Here is a 19,508-nt window from a genome sequence, read left to right on the forward strand (position 1 = left end):
CTATCGCAGGCGGCGTCACCCATGACCGATGACGCCGCCTTCGCCCAACTGCTGGAAACCCTCTATGGCGGGCTGACCCGTTCGCCGCCATGGGAGGATTTCCTGCGGGCGCTGGCGGCGGCGACCGACACCAGTTTCGCCACGCTGCTGATCGGGCGGGGCTGTGCCGGGATCGACGCGCATGTCACGCCCGGCGCCGACCCCGATCGGACCGAGGAATATCGGCGGATATCGGAAGCCGACCCCTTTGTCGGCCTGCCGGAAGGGCAGGTCGTGTCCTTCCGCGACTTTGTGAGCCATATCCCGGCGCGGTTCCAGCACTGGATGGACGTAGCGCGAACCGGCCAGATATTGGGCATCGACCTGCACCGCCCGCCCGACAGCGCCGTTCGCCTGCGCCTCACCCGCGACGACAGCCTCGACGATTTCGGCGATGCCGAAAAGGCGCTGCTCGCCCGCCTCGTGCCGCATCTGCGCATCGCGCTGGAACTGCATGCACAGCTGACCACCACCCAGGCCGAAAGCCAGCTGTTCAGCAGCGCCATGGCGGGCCTGGCCGTCGCGACCCTGATCCTGGATCGCGGCGGGCGGATCATGCGGCGCAATGCGGTCGCGGCCCGCATGCTGGAGGATGGCGCCATCATCGCGGATCGGCAGGGCAAGCTGGAACCGCGCGGCCGGACCGCCGCGACCATGATCAGCCGCATCCTGAATGCCCCGCCTCCCGCCGGGGAAGAAAGCCAGTTCGAAATCGCCACGCCTGACGGATCGCCGCTGCATGCGCGCGCGCGCGCGGTGCCCTCCTCGGCCTATGGCGACGGCTCCTGGGTGGCGCTGTTCCTGGCCGACCCGACACGCCCGGCCGGGCCATCGAGCGAAACGCTGCGCGACCGGTTCCAGCTTACCAGGGCAGAGGCCGCGCTGGCCGTGCATCTGGCGGAGGGCGCCTCTCTGGCCGAAGCGGCGAACAGACTGGATATCGCCTATAATACGGCGCGCACGCATTTGCGGGCAATCTTCGCCAAGACAGGAACGCACAGGCAGGTGCAACTCGTTACCCTGCTGCGTACCATAGGCAGCGATTTCGACATCTGATCCATTTGGATCATGCGGCGCCCGTCGCAACCGCTAACCTTTGTGGATCAAAATCCCCAAGGAGAGCGTGATGCGGTTTTCGATCATTTACGAAGCGCAGATGGCGGATACGTCCCGCGAAAATGAACAGCAGGTGTTCCGTGATATCATCGAACAGGCGGTTTATGCGGAAGAAATGGGCTTCGACGTGATCTGGGCGGTAGAACATACCGCACTGACCCAATATGCCCACATGTCAGCGCCGGAAACTTTCCTTGCCTATCTGGCTGGCCGTACCACGCGCATCGGCATCGGCCATGGCGTCGTCTGCCTGCCCCCCGCGATGAACCATCCGGTGAAGGTGGCCGAACGCATCGCCACGCTGGACATATTGTCGGACGGCCGCGTCCATTTCGGCATGGGCAAGGGCGGGACGCAGCAGGAAGCGGGCACGTTCGGCTATGAACTGGCCGACCTGCCGCCGATGATCGACGAGAGCATGTATCTGATCCCGAAGATCCTGAAACATGGCGAGATCGAGCATGAAGGGCAGTTCGTGAAGATCCCCCGCCGCCCGATCCATCCCAGCCCGATGCAGGACCCGCATCCTCCGCTCTACATGGCATGCACCCGCGCCGACACGCTGACCACGGCCGGCGCGCGCGGCATCGGCGCGCTGGTCCTGGGCTTTGCCGGTCCCGACGACATCGCCAAAAAGAACGCCATCTATCGCGAGGCCTTCGCCAACCGGAAGGCGGAGGATCAGGTGGGCTACCGCCCGACCGAGCATCTGGCCGCGCTGTGCCCGGCCGTGGTGCTGGAGGACCGGGAAAAGGCCCGCCGCGTCGGCCTGCGCGGCCAGCGCTTCTTCGTGGAATCGCTGGGTCACTGGTATTCCGGCGGCCCCAAGCCCGATGCCGAAGATCTGGACGCCAGCGAAAGCATCGCCGCGCTTCAGCGCCACAAGCAGGAAACCGTTGCCTGGCTTTCGGGGGAAAAGATCGCGGTCGGCGGCCATCACACCGAAAGTTTCGAAGTGGTGGAGGATGCCTATGGCACGCCGCAGGACTGCATCCGCCATGTCCAGCGCCTGTTCGACGCGGGCGCCGATGAAATCCTGTTCATGTTCCAGATGGGGGGCATTCCGCATGAGGTCATCATGGAAACGATCCGCAACATCGGCGAAAAGGTGATCCCGCACTTCCGCGAGCAGGCCGCGCTCGCCGCCGAATAGAGCCGGAACGGCGCGGAACGGAGGCATGGCCCTTCGCCCCAGAACAGGAAAGCGGCCCGGCATCGTCCGGGCCGCTGCTTCAGCTTTGCCGATAAAGATCGTGCATCGCCTGCATAAGGCGTGCCGCCCGCCGACGCGGATCGAGCCGGGCATATGCCCGCGAGGGCGCCTCCACCGCGATAATGGCATGGTCGGGCAGCAACGGCAGTAGCGCAGGCAGGTCGAATTCGCCTTCCCCCGGCAAAAGGCGATTGAATACGGCCTCTTCCACCCTGTCGGCCGGCGCCGACATCGGACCGTCATTCAGTTGGACATGGCGTATCCGGTCCGGCGGCAAGGCGGCGATATCACTCCAGTCGCCGCCGCAGCGGATAACATGCAGACTGTCGACGCAAAGGCCGACATCCGGACCCAGCGCCCGTGCCAGTTCCAGCGCCTGGGCAGGAGAATGGATGGCCGACAGCGGATAGGCCTCGATAATGGCCGAAGCACCCGCCCCGCGGCAGATGTCCACCATGCGGCAAAGCGATTCAACCAGCCGCGAATGATCCGGGTCCAGTCCCAGCATGTTGACCGTCCCGCCCAGCTCGGCCGCCAGTGTCGCGCTCCGTTCAAGCAGCGCCCAGTCCGGCTCCGGCCCCAGCATGAACGGCTCGACGATGCCGATGCCCAGTCCCGTATCGCGCAAAGCGGAGACGACCGCCGTCCGTGCGGCGCGGTCCATCACGAGATCCGGCGTCGGACTGATCGGAACCGGCGTGACGAAAAGGCTGACCGACGCGAACCCGGCGCTGGCGGCGGCATCGATCACGGTCAGGGCGTCAAGATCGACGAGGGAAAGATGATCCAGGCAAAAGGCGGGCACAGCGCGGGTCATGTCATCACCCCGGCACGCCACGCGGCCGTTCAGGCGTAAATGCCGCCGTCAACGCGCGCCATGACATCATTCATGGGCCCTCCATTCTCGCATGCCGGCAGGACGGTCACGGCAGCGATCCTGTCGGGGATCATCATATACTTTCCTGTCGACATCTTCCACCGTGCCGGCTGCATGCCTTTTCCCATGCCAGGCCCTGTTCAGGTTACGATGGCCGGATGGGGAATGCGCGGTTCGCCCAGCATGGCGCGATAGGATGGCGGGGTCCGCCCGCCAGCTTCGGTGATCCCGTAGCGCTGCGCGATTTCGGCGGTGATCAGCGTCTGGCCGTTGAGTTCGTCGCGCCGGGGATCGCCATGGATCGCAGCGATGACCCGCCCGTTGAATTCGGGCGTTTCGGCGTCGGCCATGAATTTTTCATATTGTTCAGGATGTTCCGCCAGCGTCTGGGCGCTGCGTTCCGTCATCAACGGCCCCATCCAGAGCGCGATCGAGATGACGCCCGTGCCCCGGAAATCAACACCCATGTCAGCGGCGAATTTGTCCACGCCCGCCTTTTGCGCGCCATAGGCAGCGCCGTGCATGTAACAGACCGATCCGAAGGAAGAGGTGAAGGCGACAAGACCGCGCCCCGCCGGAACCATCATCCGGGCAGCATGCCAGCTCGCCAGATAGTGCGAACGCAGGCCGACATCGAGAATGTCGGCCAATCCAGTCGATTTTTCCCAAAAGGGGCCGGGCTTTACCAGATCGTCATGCAGCGCCGCGACATTATTGACCAATATGTCGAGCCGCCCGCTTTCCTCGCGCACCCGGTCGAACAGGGCGGCCACCGCGGCGTCATCGGCATGATCGACCTGCACCGCCCGCCCCTCGCCGCCAGCCGCATCGACCTGCGCCGCCGTCGAACCGATCGTGCCGGGCAAGGTAGCATCCCCTTCGCGGATCGAACGGCCAGTGACATAGACTCGATAGCCCTGCTCGCCCAACGCCACCGCGATGCCACGGCCCGCCCCACGGCTGGCGCCGGTGACGATCGCCACCGGACGTTCATTCCTCTCCATCTCTTGTCCCCTTCAGGCCGCGGCGGTGCTGTTCCGCTTATCGAGCGTCACATGCATGCCATTGGTCCGCTTGTGCGATTCCGGCGCCTTGGCGCGCGGATTGTAAAATTGCCTGTACCAGATCCGGACCTTGCCATAGGGTCCGTCATTGGGAACCACCATCGGGTTCAGGCAAGCGCGCTTGTTCTGCCAGATCTCGACATCCTGCGCGAAGGCCAGGCGGCTGCCCTCCTGATATTCCAGCGCTCCGGCGCGCAGTTCATCGGTGATCGGCGCCGATCCGTCATTCACCTGCACCATCAGGCCGTGCCACACCCGAATCTTGCCATCCTCTATCGGCGTATGCGTGATCATGATGAAGGAGTTGAAGGTGCCCTCCATCTCGGACTGAAGGATCGACGGACCGGTGTACCAGGTGTCGAGCGTCAACACATCCTCGGGATTCAGCGTCAGCGTGCGATGGCCCGCCGCATAATATTGGTGGACGACATGCTCCTTGAACTCATTGGCGAAGTAGACGAAGTCCTTGGCGCCGTGGATCGGCACGAAATGGCCGTAATCAGCCATATTGTCGACCACCTCGATGGGATGGATGTCCAGATCGCCCATATAGTCGATCTTCCAGTTGACCCAGCCTGGCGCATCATAATGACCGCCAAAATCGGGCAAGTCGAAATTGGGTTCCAGACCTTCCGGATCATACCACATCCAGATGGTTCCCGCCCGCTCGACGACAGGAAAGGTCTTCAGGTTCGCCGCCTTGGGAACGAAGTCAGAATAGGGGATGTTCTTGCACTTGCCGTCGGGACCGAACTGCCACCCATGAAACGGACACCGGATCGAATCACCCTGAATCTGCTGACCGTCGCGGACGATATAGGATGTCGTGTTCTTCGCCAGATGCGCGCCCATGTGCGGACAATAGGCTTCCACCACATAAGGCGCGCCGCTTTCGCCGCGATACATCACCAGATCCTGGCCGAAATAGCGCATCGCCCGGGGCGTCGCCGTCGCCTCAACGCTTTCGCCCACCATGAACCATCCACGGGGGAATTCGAACTCACCCAAACGATAGTCCGATGACTTTGCCATGATATAATCCTCTCGCTTGCAGCGGCAAACTAGCATGAAGGACAGCGGTACGCCAGCACGAGCCGATCATATATGTCAAAAATATATGATATTTCTACGCATATTGATATATTTTTCATATAATATAGCTTTTTGGCGCATTGATTTTATCAATTTGTTACCTTATCAGCGCGGATCGGGGGACACAGGCGGGTCGTCGACTTTCGCGCGCGCCTGCATCGCAGAAAACAGGAGAGACGCCATGCTGCTGAAGGACAAGGTCGTGATCATCAGCGGAGTCGGCCCCGGCATGGGACAGGCGCTGGCCCGGATCGCCGCGGCAGAGGGGGCGTCCGTCGTCCTGGCGGCCCGCAACCAGGCTTTCCTCGAAGAAGTCCGCAATGACATTCTCGCCAAAGGCGGACGGGCCATCGCGATCCCTTGCGACGTGTCCGATGAAACCCAGTGCGTTGCCCTGGCAAAGGACGCGGCGGCCGAATTTGGCGGCCGCATCCATGGCCTGGTCAACAGCGCTTATTATCACGGTGACTGGAGCTTCATCGAAAACAGCGATCTTGCTGATCTCACCAGAGCGTTCGACGTCAATTGCCTGGGCGCGTTGCGACTGACCCGCGCCTGCGTTCCTTATCTACGCGATGGCGGCGCCGTGGTGAACGTGTCCACCATGGCCACGGTGCGGCCCTATGGGGGCGAACATGGCATGGAGATGGGTTATGCCGTGGCCAAAGGCGCGCTCAATACACTCGGCAAATATATGTCGACTGATCTTGGCCGTTTCGGCATCCGCGTCAATACTTGCCGCATGGGCTGGATTCATGGCGAGCCGGTGGAAGGACATATCCAGTCGCAGGTCAATGCCGGCTTCAAACGCGATGACGTCATCGCCGGCATCACCAGGGACATTCCGATCGGCATCATCCCGCCCGAGGAGGACTGCGCTCGCGCGGTGCTGATGATGATTTCCGATTATTCCCGCGTGGTCAGCGGCGCGTCGCTCGACGTCAACGGCGGACATTGGATGGCGCCCTGATTGTCCCTGCCTGGATACGCTCTAAAAGCGGAAGCTGATCCAGCTGCCCAGAAACGCCGAATTGGCATAGCCGGCGCGCCGCAGCACCGTTCCTGCCCGCAGATATTCCGTGCGCATCGTCAGCGTCAGCCGGGGCGCAAGGCTGTAGACCAGTTGCGCGCGCAACAATCGGGCGACCGCCTTGCCCGCGACCTTTTCGGTCCCGACATAAGGGGTGTAGTTGGCGCGATAGACGGCATCCTTTTCATCGTCCCGCCATGTGAACTGATATTCGACGGATGCCCGCAGCCTGTCTGTCGGACTGAAGCTGATATTCGGCGCGATCGCCATCATGTTCGTGGCCGTCAGGAACAGGCCGTAGCTGAAATAGACATTGTTGCCATAGGGCGCATAGGCATTGCGGAGCGTGCCCTTGTCATAGCCGCCCCCGCCGCTGCCATAATCGGCATGCAGGCCGATCCTGGGCGCCGCCTTACCCTCCCCCAGACGCCAGTTCTGCGCGAAGAAGGCCTGCCATGCATTGATCGGCCGGTCCTGGAATTCGCCATATTGGTGCACCAGGGTCCAGTCGAGATTGAGCCGCCCGATATCGCCCCAGAACCGCGCTCCGGCATAATAGCGCACCGCCGGCGCCACCACGCCGCCCCAGGTGCCGACCCGGTTGCGCCGCCGCCAGAAAAAGGGATCGAAGAACAGCTTCGATCCGCCCAGCCAGTGCTGCGGAAGGACGAAACCGGCGGAAATGCCGCTGAAACGCCGGTTCCTGTCCGGCACGTCATCGCCCAGGCCGCCATTGCCCAGATCGGTGGTTTCGAAATCGAATAGCGTCGCGCGCATGGTGGGCGTTCGCGCCCAGGCGCGGGTGCCGTTCAGCACGAAGCGGATGGTGTTGTTGTCCCGCTGGGAAATCAGCAGGTTGGGCCCGTCCGTGAATTCCTGCCGCCCATATCGTATGCCCAGGTCGACATTGTCGATCCGTCCCTTCGCCTCGGCAAAATATTGCTGGTAGACGAAGCTGTTGCTGAACGTGCCCGACGGCGTGCCGATATTCTTGCCGCCGATCTGGCCATGGGCGACCTCTCCATAAAATCGCAGATGATCGCCCACATGCAGGTCCGCACCGGCAACCAGACGGACGATGTCCTGCCGCTGCTCCGGTCCTTCGATCAGTTGCGGGTTACTGGTCAGGTTCATGCGCAGCCGCGCCTCGCCGCTCAGCGTCAGATAGATGTCGCCATCCGGATCGAGCGGCAGATATTTGAGCCGGTCAAGCAGGTCGTCGCGCTTGGCGGGATCGCGATAGACACGCCAGTCTTCGGCCCAGCGCGAGAGATTATAGCCGTTGACGACCGCGCCATCCCCCTGCGCCGCGACGGGATAGTCGGCGGACCGGGGCGTTTCCGCCAAAGCGGGGCTGGCGCAGGCAAGCGCCGCAAGGCCCCAGAACGGGCGAATAATCATCTTATCCTCTCCATTTTTGGAGGCGCTACCTTTGCAGGGGCGCGCCTTCCTTCATGTTTCAGTTGGTATCAGGCGGCCGCCAGCTGAGGCGCCGCCTCGGCGGTGGCCGTGGACAGACGCCCCGACAGGGCATCGTCCAGCTTCTTCCGGTCGAGCGCGCCTTCCCAACGAGCGACGACGATGGTCGCCACCGCATTGCCGATGAAGTTGGTCAGGCTGCGGCATTCGCTCATGAAGCGGTCGACGCCCAGGATCAGCGCCATGCCCGCCACCGGTACGGTCGGCACGATGGAGAGCGTCGCGGCCAGCGTGATGAAACCCGCGCCGGTGACGCCTGCCGCGCCCTTGGACGACAGCATCGCCACGCCCAGCAGCAGGATTTCCTGCCACAGCGTCAATTCCACGCCGGTTGCCTGCGCAATGAACAGGGCAGCCAGCGTCATGTAGATATTGGTGCCGTCCAGGTTGAAACTATAGCCGGTCGGCACGACCAGCCCGACCACCGATTTATCGCAGCCCGCCCGTTCCATTTTTTCAATGAGGTTGGGCAACGCCGCTTCGGAGGAGGAGGTGCCCAGCACCAGCAGCAGTTCCGCCTTCAGATAACGCAGCAACTTGAAGATCGAGAAGCCCGTGAGCCGCGCCACCGTGCCCAGCACCACGATGATGAAGAGGGCAGACGTCAGATAGAAGGTTGCAACCAGCGCGCCCAGGCTGGCCAGACTGCCGATGCCATATTTGCCGATGGTGAAGGCGATGGCACCGAATGCGCCGATGGGGGCCGCCCGCATCAGGATCGACACCAGTTTGAAGACGACCAGACTGACCCGTTCCATGAAGCGCAGGACCGGCTGGGCCGGTTCGCCCACCAGGCTGATGGAAATGCCGAACAAAATGGCGATCAGCAGGATCTGAAGGATGTTGCCGCCGGTAAAGGCGCCCACCATTGTCGAAGGGATGACGTCCAGCAGGAAGCCCGTCAGCGTGCTGTCATGCGCCTTGGCGGCGTAGTCCGCGATAACCGCCCTGTCGAGCGTCGCCGGATCGATGTTCATGCCCGCGCCGGGACGGACGAGATTGGCGACGATCAGGCCGACCACCAGCGCAAGGGTGGAGAAGGTCAGGAAATAGGCAAAGGCCTTCGCCGCCACGCGACCGACCGATCCCAGTTCCTTCATGCCCGCAATGCCGGTGACGATGGTCAGGAAGATGACCGGCGCGATGATCATCTTCACCAGCTTGATGAAAGCGTCGCCCAGCGGCTTCAGCGCTTCGCCATAGGCCGGCCAGAAATGGCCGAGCAACGCGCCCGCCATGATCGCAACCAGCACCTGCACGTAAAGTTGCGAGGCGAAACCGCGCTTTTTCCTCGACGGCGTATCGGCTGCCGGAAAATTCTGTGTGATCATTGCAGGCGCTCCATCTCCGCGATTACAGGCTATGCTGCCCGCGATCCCCTATAGCCTCGCGCCGTCAGCGACGGCCGGCAAGAATCCCTTGGAATTTCCTGCAAATAGTTGTTAAACATAGATAAATTACCATTCCAACTGCTCTCGCGCCGCTCCGTTCGTGCCATTTTCCACATCGTTCTTTTCCCATTTGTGTGATAATCCGCACAAATGACCGCCTCCCGAGTCTTCCGGCTGTGGCCGATGCTTCTCATCGCTTGCGCGGTTTTGGCGGCCTGCTGGCTGTTCGTCGACCGCTATGGACAGGCAGTGCGCAGCCAATATCTGACGGATCAACGCGCCGACGCCGCAGCGCAGTCCCGCTCGATGCTGCGCCTGCTGGAATCGGAGCTACAGAAATTCCGCCTTATCCCGGTCGTGCTCGGCGAATATTCCGACGTGCGCGACGCGCTCCTGTCGGGTCGTGCCGATGTCGCGCTCAACGACAAGCTGGCCCTGCTCGCCGACAAGACAGGCGCCGCGGCGATCTATGTCCTGAATGCATCGGGCCTGTCGATCGCCGCCTCCAATGCCCGCCAGCCGAACAGCTTCATCGGGCAGGACTACAGCTTCCGCCCTTATTATCAGCTCGGCTGGCATAAGGGCGGCGGAGAATATTTCGCGCTGGGCACGGTCAGCCACCGCCCCGGCCTCTATCTGTCGCGCCGGGTCGAAGGGCCAAAAGGGCCGATCGGGGTCATCGTCGTCAAGGTGGAGTTCGATGCGATCGAACGCGCCTGGGCGGATCGCCGCGCCTGGACCTTCGTCGCCGACCAGAATGGCATATTGCTTCTGAGCAGCGATCCTTCCCGCCGCTTCCACGCGCTCCACGCCGTGCCCCTGGCATCACGCGCCAGCATCCAGCGCGCGCTGCAATTTGGCGGCGCGCCGCTGACGCCTCTTGGCATGGTGATGGCACGGGATGGTGCGACCCGGCTGCGCGACGGCAGCCAGGCGATGACGGCCAGCCTGGCCGTGCCGGTGGCGGGCTGGCGCCTCTATCATGTCGTGCCGATCGAAGCCGGGCTGACCGCTGCGGCGCGTCAGGTCCGGATCGCGACCCTGTTGTTCGCGACATTGCTGCTGCTGCTGATCGCCACAGGCTTCCGGATCGCCGCGCGCCGCCGCCGGACCACGCGCGATCGTGCCCGGCTGGAGCAGGAGGTCGCGATACGGACCGAAGCACTCGCCCATGAAATGGAGGCACGCACGCTGGCCGACCGCCGCTATCGCCAGGCGCGCGAGGAACTGGCCCATGCCAACCGGCTGGGAACGCTGGGCACCATCTCCGCCGGGGTTGCTCATGAGATCAACCAGCCGGTGGCGACGATCCGCACCTTTGCCGAAAATGCCGCGCTGTTCCTGGGGCGCGGCCAGCCTGACAAGGCGAACGCGAACCTGCGCGAGATCGTTGCCATGACGGACCGGATCGGCAGCATCACCGCGCAGCTGCGCCGCTATGCCCGACGCGGCGTCGGGGAGATCGGGCCCGTGCCGCTGGTCGATGCGATCGATGGCGTCCGGCTGTTGGTGACGGACCGGTTCCGCAGCGCCGGGGTGCGGCTGACTTTGCCCCGGCCTGATCCGGCGCTGCTCGTTCGCGCCGGGCGCATCCGCCTGGAGCAGGTGCTGGTGAACCTGCTCCATAACGCGCTGGAGGCAGTCGCAGGCCAGCCCGATGGCTGGGTGGAGGTCATGCTGACGGATCGGGGCGACCGGTTGTTCCTGGATGTCCGCGACAGCGGGCCGGGCATAGTCGAAACATTGCGCGACGATCTTTTCATGCCCTTCGCCACGTCCAAGCCGGGCGGCCTGGGCCTGGGCCTCCATATCGCGCGCGACATCATGGTGGAATTTGGCGGCGCGCTCGATCTTGTCACCGACGATCCACACACATTGTTCCGCATGACATTGGCGAAGGCATGACCGACACACCCTCCCTCCTGCTGATCGACGATGACGATGCGCTGCGCACGGCGCTGGCACAATCCTTCGAACTGGCGGACCTGCCGGTCCAATGCTTCGCCGATGCGGCAGAAGCACTGGCCCGCCTCGACGCCGGCTTCGATGGCGCCGTGATTTCCGACATCCGGATGCCGCGCATCGATGGGCTGGAGCTGTTCCGCCGCATCGCCGCGATCGACCATCAGATTCCCGTCATCCTGATGACCGGCCATGGCGACGTGTCCATGGCGGTATCGGCGCTCAAACAGGGCGCCTTCGACTTCATCGCCAAGCCCTTTGCGACCGATCATCTGATCGCGTCCGCGCGACGGGCACTGGAAATGCGGCAGCTGGTGCTCGACAACCGCCGCCTGCGCGCAGCGGCGGACGAGAGCGCCGCGGGGGAACCGCTGATCGGCGAGAGCCCGGCCATGGTCCGCCTGCGCGAAAATATGCGCCAGATCGCCGATGCCGAGGTCGACGTGCTGATCGAAGGCGAGACGGGGACCGGCAAGGAACTGGTGGCGACGCTGCTCCATCGCTGGAGCCGAAGACGGGGCCGCCCCTTCGTCGCGATCAATTGCGCGGCACTGCCCGACACCATCGCGGAGGCTGATCTGTTCGGCCAGGAAGGGCGGGCGCAACTCACCCAGTCAGGCCGTATCGCCCGCGCCCATCGCGGCACCCTGTTCCTTGACGAGATCGAAAGCAGCCCCGCCCGGCTCCAGGGGTCCTTGCTGCGGGTTCTGGAGGAACGGGAAATCCATCCCGTCGGCGCGGACCAACCCCAGCCGCTCGACATCCGCGTGATCGCGGCGACCAAGCCCGGCATCGAAACGAGCGTGGCGGAAGGGCGCTTTCGCGCCGACCTCCGTTACCGGTTGGACATGGTGCGCCTGCGCATCCCGCCGCTGCGCGACCGGCGTGAAGATGTGCCGTTGCTGTTCGGCTATCTGCTGCATCAGGCGGCGGAGCAGATGGGACGCGAGGCGCCCCAACTGGGCGCGGAGGTTCGGGCAAGGCTGACCGAGCACGACTGGCCGGGCAATGTGCGCGAGCTTGCCAATTACGCCAAGCGCATCCTGCTGGGCATGCACGGGGACGGGAGCGAAGGCGAGGAGCATCTCTCGCTCGGCCAGCGCGTCGAAAATTATGAAGCAGCAGTCATCCGCAAGGTTCTGGAACGGGTGCGGGGAGATGCGCGATCTGCCATGGCGGCGCTGCATCTGCCCAGGAAAACCTTCTACGACAAGCTGCATCGCCACGGAATAGATATCAGCTCATATCGTTAGCCAGACGGACCCGGACCGCCGTGGCCGAGATTGGGCACGGTCCGGCCGGCCTTCCTTAAGCCATCACTTCCCCCCTTATTCCATGGCTTCGGCGAAGGGCAGGCAAACGCTGTCGAACCCCAGGACATGAGCCACCCGACCCAGGCCGCTACGCAGTGCGCCAGGTTTCGACGGCGGCGTAAAAACCCTCGTCAGGCGCGGGCCCATTGTCGCAGATCAGATGACCGGGCCGGACTCCGGTGGCGGCAAACATCGATGGCGCGTCCTTCGCCGCGCGAAACTGCTGACATATGATGCAACCGTTGATCTGCGCGATGCGCGAACGGGCGCCCTCGAATTCGCGCAGGGACAGATGCTGTGTTGATACACTGCCTTTGAAAAGACATCCGCCGCGGCCATGGGTACGGGCGGCATAGCCATGGGGATTCGCAGCATCCTCGCCGGGAATATCAATGCGGATCATGGCATGTCCTCCTTTTTGGAACGGCGGATCAGGAAACGCCCTCATGATATTGCCTGGTCATCATGCCGTGCGGGCGTCGGTGATGATGGCGCGCGGCGCCCCGCGCCCCATCATGAGAAAGACCAGCGCGACGGCAGCCGATCCGCCGATGATGATCAGGACAACCGGGCCATAGCTGCCCGCCGCATCGCGCAACACGCCCGCCAACGGCGGCAGGCAGAAGGTCAGCGGCAGGGTGAAGAGGCCGAAAAGACCGATCACGCGCGGCAGGGAATCCTGACCGAACACACGCCCTGACAGCATGTTGACCGCGGGGAACACCCCCGCGCCGCCCGCGCCCATCAGCAAGGCCGCTGCCGCCATCGGCGCGAACGCCAGCGTCGCGGATAGCACGAACCAGCTGAGGCAGAGCGCCGCGGCAATCAGCGCCAGAGCACGCGCCGCACCCAGCCGGCCGCAGAGCAGGCCAACGACCAGCGATCCGATGATGGCGGCGCCCCCCATGATCGACAGCAACAGCGCGGCATCGTCGCCCGCCACGCCCCTCTCGGCGGCGAAAGCGGCCAGATGCGATACACCCGCAATGCCCGCCGCGTTCAGATAACCCGCGCCGACGCACATCGCCCAGAAAACGGGCCGGCAGAGCACCGCGCGCGCGGGCAGCATGTCATGCGCCACATGCCCATGACCAACGGCGTGCGGACGGTCCCTGCTCACAGGTCCATCCGACACGCCAAGCATGAACGGCACGATCAGCAGGTGCAACCCGGCAAGCGCCAGATAGAAGACGGCAAGTCCATGATCGCGGATCAGGATCAGGCCAAGGACGGGCAGCAGCGCGATGAACAGCGGCATGTTCACGATGCCCAGCGCCGGTCCCGGATTTTCCGGAAACCAGTTGCTGGCCAGCACGCTGGCGGGGAAAGGACCGAACATGGCAAGGCCAACCCCAATGGGCAGGGCATAAAGCAGCAGCACCGCCGTCATGTTGGGCGCCACCGCGAGCAACGCATAGCCGGCAGCCGACACCAATGTGCCGATAGTCATCATCCGCCGCAAACCGATCCGCCCGATCAGCGCGCCGATCAATGGACTGACCAGACCCATGACGAGAACGCAAAGCGCGAGCGCCAGCGTCGCGCCGCCACGGCTTGCGCCGAACCGTTCCTGCAGGGGCAGAACCGAAACGCCGAACGCACCGAAGGCGCATCCGACCGCGACATTCTGCGCCAGAAAGGCGCGAACCACCATGAAACGCCCCTGTCCGGAATGCGCCGTCGCGGCCGGTGCTGCGGTACGCCCATAAGAGCCTGCGTCCATTTTCCTCTGCCTCCTGATTTTACGCCCGTGATCACGCTTCACATTCTGGACGGATGGGATGGGAGGCATTTCAGGCATCCCCTTCTCATCGAATCATTTCATCTCAATTATATTCGCGATTATCACGTTTTTTCCAATTATATTATCGAAATGCGTAGTAATAAGACAAAATTACTGATTCTTATCGGATAAGGCCAAGGAGAGTATCGATGCGTTTGAAAGGCAGGATCGCCATCGTAACCGGCGCCGCTTCGGGCATTGGACAAGCCGTCGCGAAACGGCTCGCGGCGGAAGGCGCGAAGGTCGTCATCGGCGATCGCAACGCCGCCGGCGTCAAGGATGTCGCCGGAACGATCGGACAGGACGCCACGGGCATGACGCTCGACGTCGCCGACGAAGCTTCCTGCCGGGCGATCATCGACCATGCGGTCGGCCTGCATGGCGGTCTGGACATTCTCTGCAACATCGCAGGCGTACTCGATTTCGGCCGCTTCGCCGATGTCGATCGAAGCCGCTGGGATCGGGTGATCTCGATCAACCTGACCGGTGTTTATCAAATGTGCCATGCGGCGATGCCGCATCTGATCCAGCGGCGCGGCAATATCGTCAACATGGCGTCCGCCGCCGGGCTGGTGGGCGTACCCTATAACTCAGCCTATACCGCCTCCAAACATGGCGTGGTGGGCCTGACCCGCGCGCTGGCCCTGGAATTTTCCAAGGAAGGCGTCCGCATCAATGCCGTCTGCCCCGGCGGCGTCGCCACGCCGATGGTGCAACAGGCTCCGCCCGAAAATATCGACTGGCAGATGGTGATGCGTTCGGCCTCATGGCTTGACGGCGGCGAAATGGCGGTGCCGGAGGACATCGCCGACACCGTGGCTTTCCTGGCATCGGCGGAGGCCCGCCGCATCACCGGCGCCGCCTTCGCGGTCGATGGAGGGCAGACCGCGGGCTGAACCGAGCGGCATTGGACAAAGCAAAAGGGCCGGAAGCTGGATTCAGCCGCCGGCCTTTTCGATTACGGCATATGGGAACGGACCCGCCGGCCCGTTCCCGATCCGCTCAGCCCCCGCCGAAGCTGTATTTCACGCGCAGGCCATACATGCGCGGCTCGCCATAAAGCGTCGCCTGGTAGAGCAGGCTGCCCGACTGATAAACGTCGGAGTTGGAGATGCGATAGAGCTTGTTGGTGAGGTTCGTCGCGAACAGGCCGACGTCGAATCCCGATCCACCGACTTTGCGCCAGTCGAGCGAGACATTGAGAAGGCCGAAAGCCTCCAGATAGGCGCCGGGCTGGTTCTGCGGCAGATTGACTGCCTCCGTAAACTGGCGCGAGGTGTGCGAATAATTGGCATAGAAGGCCAGCGTGCCCATGTTATCTGCCAGCGGCTGCTCGGCCGACACATGGAAACTCCAGATATAAGGCGAAACATATTGGAACGGCAGGCATGATGCATCGGCCGTGCCGCCCGGCGCGACGACGCCGTTGCAGGCCACCGTGCCTGTTCCGGACACATATCGGTAATCCTTGTACTTGGCATCGGTGTAGCTGAAATTGCCGCCGATCTCGATCCCCCGGAAAGGCCGCATCGACGCCTCTATTTCCACGCCCTTGATCCGCGCGTCGGCGTTCAACGTCCTTGCGCCGCTTGCCCCCGTCGCCGGATTGAAGTCGCCCGCCGCGCGCTGAATGCCCTTGTAATCGGTCGTATAACCAGCAATGTTGAAACGGAAAGGCACCGATCCCACGCGGAAGTCGGTCTTGATGCCCGCTTCCCAGACGGTGACTTCTTCCGGCCCGAAGGAACGGGTGTCGGGAGCGCCATTTTGCCCAAAGAACACGGCATAGGGATTGAATCCGCCTGCCTTGTAACTGTGGCTGACCTTGCCATAAAGCAATAGGTCGCGCGTGACCTTATAGTCGAGGCCGACCAGCCAGGATGGCGATCTTGACCGCTGCGACCCTTCGAAGCGGCAATCGGACAGCGCCGTGGCAACCGGCACGATCAGACTGCTGTCCTTGCCGCAGACCACGAAACCCGCAGGCAGCAGGCTGCTGCTGTTATACTGGGTCGCAAAGCCGTACACATGGTCCCAGGTCTGGCGATAACCGCCAGTCAGACGGACCCCTTCCAGCGACGGTGAAACCGCGCCCAGATTCAGCGTTGCCTGCCCATAAAGAGCCTTGGACACTGTGCTGGTGCCATATTGCTGAACATTGGGTTCGCACTGCCCGGTCTGAAGCGCAATGCAATAGACATTCGATCGCGTGCCCTGAAGACCATCGGGCCGTTGATCGAAATAGAAGCCACCGATCGTCCAGTCCAGATGTCCATCGAGCATCTTCCCCTGAAGTTGCAACTCCTCCGACCAGACACGGAAATCATCGCGCGGCAGCTCGCTCGACAGGGTAGGGAAGCTGTAGGTCACCGGGAACGGCGTACCGGGCAGGGTCACGACGCCGGGCGCCGGCAGGACGCCCGGATCATTGTCATGCTGCTGAAGCACGGTGGCATCGCCGTCATAACGATAACCGACCTTCATCTTCTGATAACTGACGATGTTGCGCAGCGTGATTTCATCCGAAAATTCGATATCAGTGGTGTTGCTGATGCCCCAGGTCTGAATCTTCGAAAAAGTATCGGTCGAAAAGCCGGTCTTGCGCGGTCCCCATGCGTCGGCCTGCGCCGTCGTCGCGCGATAGACATCGCACGAATATCCGCCAACGACCCCCACCGGCAGGTTCGCGCACAGGCCGATGCCCGCCATGGCCGGAATATTGAAGCCTTTGTGGATCAGGCCTGCGCCGTTGTTCCTGGAATAGGCGCCATAGGCCATGGTATAGTTGCTGATCGTTTCGGTCGGCTTGAACATTATGCCGATGCGGCCCGAATACCAATGTTCGTTGTCGCGATCCTTGTTCCAGACGACGTCGCGCGTATAGCCGTCGCGATCATGATAGGCGCCAACGACGCGGATCGCCAGCTTGTCATTGACGGGCAGGTTGAGCGCGCCCTCGACATATTTCCGATCGTAATTGCCATATTCGCCCTTGATCCAGCCGCCCAACTCATCGCCCGGCTTCCTGGGCACCAGCAGCACCGCACCGCCGGTCGTATTGCGACCGAACAGCGTGCCCTGCGGACCGGAAAGCACCTGCATATTTTCAAGATCGATGAAATTGCCCGGCCCGCCCTGCTGGCTGAGCGTCAGGCCAGCGGGCAGCGGCACTTCGTTCATGTAAACGACCACGCCCGGCGACGCCTGAAAGGTGGCGCCCTGGCCGCGGATCGTGAAGGAGTTGGAATCGCGCGATCCCTGACCGTTCGGGCCGACCACCAGAGACGGCACGCTGGCCTGCAGATCCTGCTCCTTGTTGACGCCCTGCTGTTCCAGCCGCTGGGGCGAAAGGGCGGTGATCGCAATCGGGACATCCTGCCCGCGCTCCTCGCGCCGATTCGCGGTCACGATGATTTCAGTCATGGCGGCCGGGCCGCCCTGGCTCGCTGCCTGATCGGCCACCTGAGCGCTTGTCAGGCAGGGGAACAACAATGTCGCGGGCGCGACGCTGGCCAGAAGCCAGCCATTATGTCTCAAGGAAATCCGGGGAACGCCAGAATTCATGTCTCTCTCCCAATGCATCCGGTCTGAAGAGCCGGAATTTATGCGGTCCATGGTTCATGCGGGGGAAAGGAGCCTGCTCGGGCGGGAATGCACGGGACACGCCTGCCATCCGCCCTCAGCATCGCGAGATGCCACCACCTTCTCCACCATTATATTTATGGGCAACCGGACCATCGAAGCCCGGCCACCCAAGAAACCAAGGGTGATCGAGCATTAATGGACAATGGCCGATATGCGTATTTTTGTCAAAACAAATTACATGTTTATCGCCATAAAATGGGCAAAAATTAAATATCTCATTGCTTTTTACAGAGCAAAGTTTGAAAGTTGTTACGCATTATCCCATGGAGCGATTGACCCTGAGTCCGCTACCGGAACCTGAAGAAGAGCGACAGATATGGCGACACAGCCGCACCAGACCGAAACCCTTCTCGACCGCGAAAACCTGCTGGCGCAGGCACGCGAAAGGGCGGGCCTGACCGATTTCGGCGATCCGTGGTTTCTGGAGCCGATGGACCATTATCTCGATGCGTCGAATCGCGAAGGCCGCCTGACGCCTGCCGGCCGCGCATCCACCATCGAAGTCATCGTCAAGGGGCTGGTCAGCCGCCTGCGGATGATCGACGACATCAAGCGCCACCCGGAAATATTGGACGAGAAGGTGGAAGTCGCGGGCATCATCCTGGGCCTGCCACGCACCGGCAGCACGATCTTCCAGCGGCTGCTGGCCAGCGCGCCGGGCATGACCGGCCTGCGCTGGTACGAGGCGCAGAATTTCGCACCCTTCCCCGGGGAAGAACGGGGCAATCCGGTCGAACGCCGCGCCTATGCGCAGGCGATGATCGACGGCTGGCTGCAACTGGCGCCCGAACTCGCCTCCATTCATCCGCTCGAACCCGATGCGCCGGACGAGGAAATCCTGGTGCTGGGCCAGATGTTCGTCAGCACGATGGTGGAGGGCATGAACTTCGTGCCCGGCTTCACCCGCTGGCTGAACGGCTATGACCAGTCCAGGGGACATGAGGATCTCAAGACCATCCTCCAATATCTCCAGTGGCAGGACCCGTCGCGCCACGGCGCCAAATGGATACTCAAAAGCCCGTCCAACCTGCCTTATGCGGAGGTCGCCGCAAAGGCCTTCCCCGAAGCGCTGCTGATCATGACGCATCGCGATCCGCTACAGACCGTGCCCTCCTATGTTTCCATGCAGGCGGCCCTCTACAAGCTGAGCGCGACGCTGACCGACCGGGAAGTGGGCGAATTCTGGTTCCCGCGCCTCACCGAATGGATGCGGATGTTCGAAGCCGCCCGCACCCGGATCGGAGAGCACCGCTTCATCGACATCGACTATCGCGAAGTCGGCAAGGACCCGATGGCGCAGGCGCAACGCGTGCTGTCCCGCTTCGGCATCACCCTCGACAATCGGCTGGAAGAGGCGCTGACCGAATTTCTCGCGGGCAACAAGCGTGAACAACGGCCGATGCACGATTATACGCTGGAACGCTTCGGGCTGGACGAAGAGGCGATCAAGAACGCCTTCGCCACCTATCGCCAACGCTATATCCTCTGACGGAGAAGGACATCG

At 62.8% G+C, this 19,508-nt stretch carries 17 protein-coding genes; 8 read left to right on the forward strand and 9 right to left on the reverse strand.

From position 1 onward, the window contains the following. Window positions 1-21: 21 nt before the first annotated feature. Both RUH75_RS01605 and RUH75_RS01610 read left to right on the forward strand, forming a co-directional pair. Entirely contained in the window at window positions 22-1,095 is a 1,074-nt protein-coding gene (locus RUH75_RS01605; protein WP_313801501.1) for a helix-turn-helix transcriptional regulator, read from the forward strand. A gap of 70 nt (window positions 1,096-1,165) precedes the next feature. Then, window positions 1,166-2,308: an LLM class flavin-dependent oxidoreductase gene (locus RUH75_RS01610; RefSeq protein WP_313801503.1), complete on the forward strand. Its 1,143-nt coding sequence runs from the start codon at window positions 1,166-1,168 to the stop codon at window positions 2,306-2,308. Window positions 2,309-2,387: 79 nt separating this feature from the next. Here RUH75_RS01610 and RUH75_RS01615 read toward each other — a convergent pair whose 3' ends face one another. From RUH75_RS01615 to RUH75_RS01630, 4 genes are read right to left on the reverse strand one after another with little or no spacing between them, the layout of a single operon-like run. After that, window positions 2,388-3,185, reverse strand: coding sequence for a TIM barrel protein (locus tag RUH75_RS01615; protein WP_313801504.1), 798 nt, complete (start codon window positions 3,183-3,185; stop codon window positions 2,388-2,390). A 29-nt stretch (window positions 3,186-3,214) separates the two neighbouring features. Beyond that, window positions 3,215-3,340 (reverse strand): hypothetical protein, encoded by a 126-nt coding sequence (locus RUH75_RS01620; RefSeq protein ID WP_313801505.1) that lies wholly within the window; start codon window positions 3,338-3,340, stop codon window positions 3,215-3,217. Window positions 3,341-3,385: 45 nt separating this feature from the next. Then, complete coding sequence (locus tag RUH75_RS01625; protein ID WP_313801506.1) at window positions 3,386-4,249, reverse strand: SDR family NAD(P)-dependent oxidoreductase; 864 nt, start codon at window positions 4,247-4,249, stop codon at window positions 3,386-3,388. A gap of 12 nt (window positions 4,250-4,261) precedes the next feature. Then, entirely contained in the window at window positions 4,262-5,341 is a 1,080-nt protein-coding gene (locus tag RUH75_RS01630) for a Rieske 2Fe-2S domain-containing protein (protein ID WP_313801508.1), read from the reverse strand. Window positions 5,342-5,582: 241 nt separating this feature from the next. On the opposite strand from RUH75_RS01630, the gene RUH75_RS01635 reads away from it, so the two are divergent. After that, window positions 5,583-6,371, forward strand: a complete 789-nt coding sequence (locus RUH75_RS01635; RefSeq protein ID WP_313801510.1) for an SDR family oxidoreductase — start codon at window positions 5,583-5,585, stop codon at window positions 6,369-6,371. Window positions 6,372-6,392: 21 nt separating this feature from the next. On the opposite strand, the gene RUH75_RS01640 is transcribed toward RUH75_RS01635, so the two are convergent. Both RUH75_RS01640 and RUH75_RS01645 read right to left on the reverse strand, forming a co-directional pair. After that, a complete protein-coding gene (locus RUH75_RS01640) occupies window positions 6,393-7,832 on the reverse strand; it encodes an alginate export family protein (RefSeq protein WP_313801512.1) in 1,440 nt (479 codons plus the stop codon). Between the two features lie 68 nt (window positions 7,833-7,900). Continuing rightward, window positions 7,901-9,241, reverse strand: a complete 1,341-nt coding sequence (locus tag RUH75_RS01645; protein ID WP_313801514.1) for a dicarboxylate/amino acid:cation symporter — start codon at window positions 9,239-9,241, stop codon at window positions 7,901-7,903. A gap of 210 nt (window positions 9,242-9,451) precedes the next feature. On the opposite strand from RUH75_RS01645, the gene RUH75_RS01650 reads away from it, so the two are divergent. Together RUH75_RS01650 and RUH75_RS01655 are read left to right on the forward strand one after the other, a co-directional pair. Further along, window positions 9,452-11,206: an ATP-binding protein gene (locus RUH75_RS01650; RefSeq protein WP_313801516.1), complete on the forward strand. Its 1,755-nt coding sequence runs from the start codon at window positions 9,452-9,454 to the stop codon at window positions 11,204-11,206. After that, entirely contained in the window at window positions 11,203-12,516 is a 1,314-nt protein-coding gene (locus tag RUH75_RS01655; protein WP_313801518.1) for a sigma-54 dependent transcriptional regulator, read from the forward strand. Before RUH75_RS01650 ends, RUH75_RS01655 begins: the two co-directional genes overlap by 4 nt. Window positions 12,517-12,664: 148 nt before the next feature. On the opposite strand, the gene RUH75_RS01660 is transcribed toward RUH75_RS01655, so the two are convergent. Together RUH75_RS01660 and RUH75_RS01665 are read right to left on the reverse strand one after the other, a co-directional pair. Next, on the reverse strand, window positions 12,665-12,979 hold the full coding sequence (locus RUH75_RS01660) for a hypothetical protein (RefSeq protein WP_313801520.1): 315 nt from the start codon (window positions 12,977-12,979) through the stop codon (window positions 12,665-12,667). A gap of 60 nt (window positions 12,980-13,039) precedes the next feature. After that, window positions 13,040-14,299: an MFS transporter gene (locus RUH75_RS01665; protein WP_313801522.1), complete on the reverse strand. Its 1,260-nt coding sequence runs from the start codon at window positions 14,297-14,299 to the stop codon at window positions 13,040-13,042. A gap of 209 nt (window positions 14,300-14,508) precedes the next feature. Between RUH75_RS01665 and RUH75_RS01670 the strand changes: the two genes are divergently transcribed. Further along, window positions 14,509-15,255 (forward strand): SDR family NAD(P)-dependent oxidoreductase, encoded by a 747-nt coding sequence (locus RUH75_RS01670; protein ID WP_313801524.1) that lies wholly within the window; start codon window positions 14,509-14,511, stop codon window positions 15,253-15,255. A 106-nt stretch (window positions 15,256-15,361) separates the two neighbouring features. Here the strand turns inward: RUH75_RS01670 and RUH75_RS01675 are convergent, their stop codons facing one another. Continuing rightward, window positions 15,362-17,923, reverse strand: a complete 2,562-nt coding sequence (locus tag RUH75_RS01675; RefSeq protein WP_313801526.1) for a TonB-dependent receptor — start codon at window positions 17,921-17,923, stop codon at window positions 15,362-15,364. A gap of 223 nt (window positions 17,924-18,146) precedes the next feature. On the opposite strand from RUH75_RS01675, the gene RUH75_RS01680 reads away from it, so the two are divergent. Both RUH75_RS01680 and RUH75_RS01685 read left to right on the forward strand, forming a co-directional pair. Continuing rightward, window positions 18,147-18,305 (forward strand): hypothetical protein, encoded by a 159-nt coding sequence (locus RUH75_RS01680; protein ID WP_313801530.1) that lies wholly within the window; start codon window positions 18,147-18,149, stop codon window positions 18,303-18,305. A 15-nt stretch (window positions 18,306-18,320) separates the two neighbouring features. Next, entirely contained in the window at window positions 18,321-19,493 is a 1,173-nt protein-coding gene (locus RUH75_RS01685) for a sulfotransferase (RefSeq protein WP_313801532.1), read from the forward strand. The last annotated feature ends 15 nt before the right edge of the window (window positions 19,494-19,508 follow it).

This window comes from Sphingobium sp. (assembly GCF_032153725.1).
GTDB lineage: Bacteria > Pseudomonadota > Alphaproteobacteria > Sphingomonadales > Sphingomonadaceae > Sphingobium.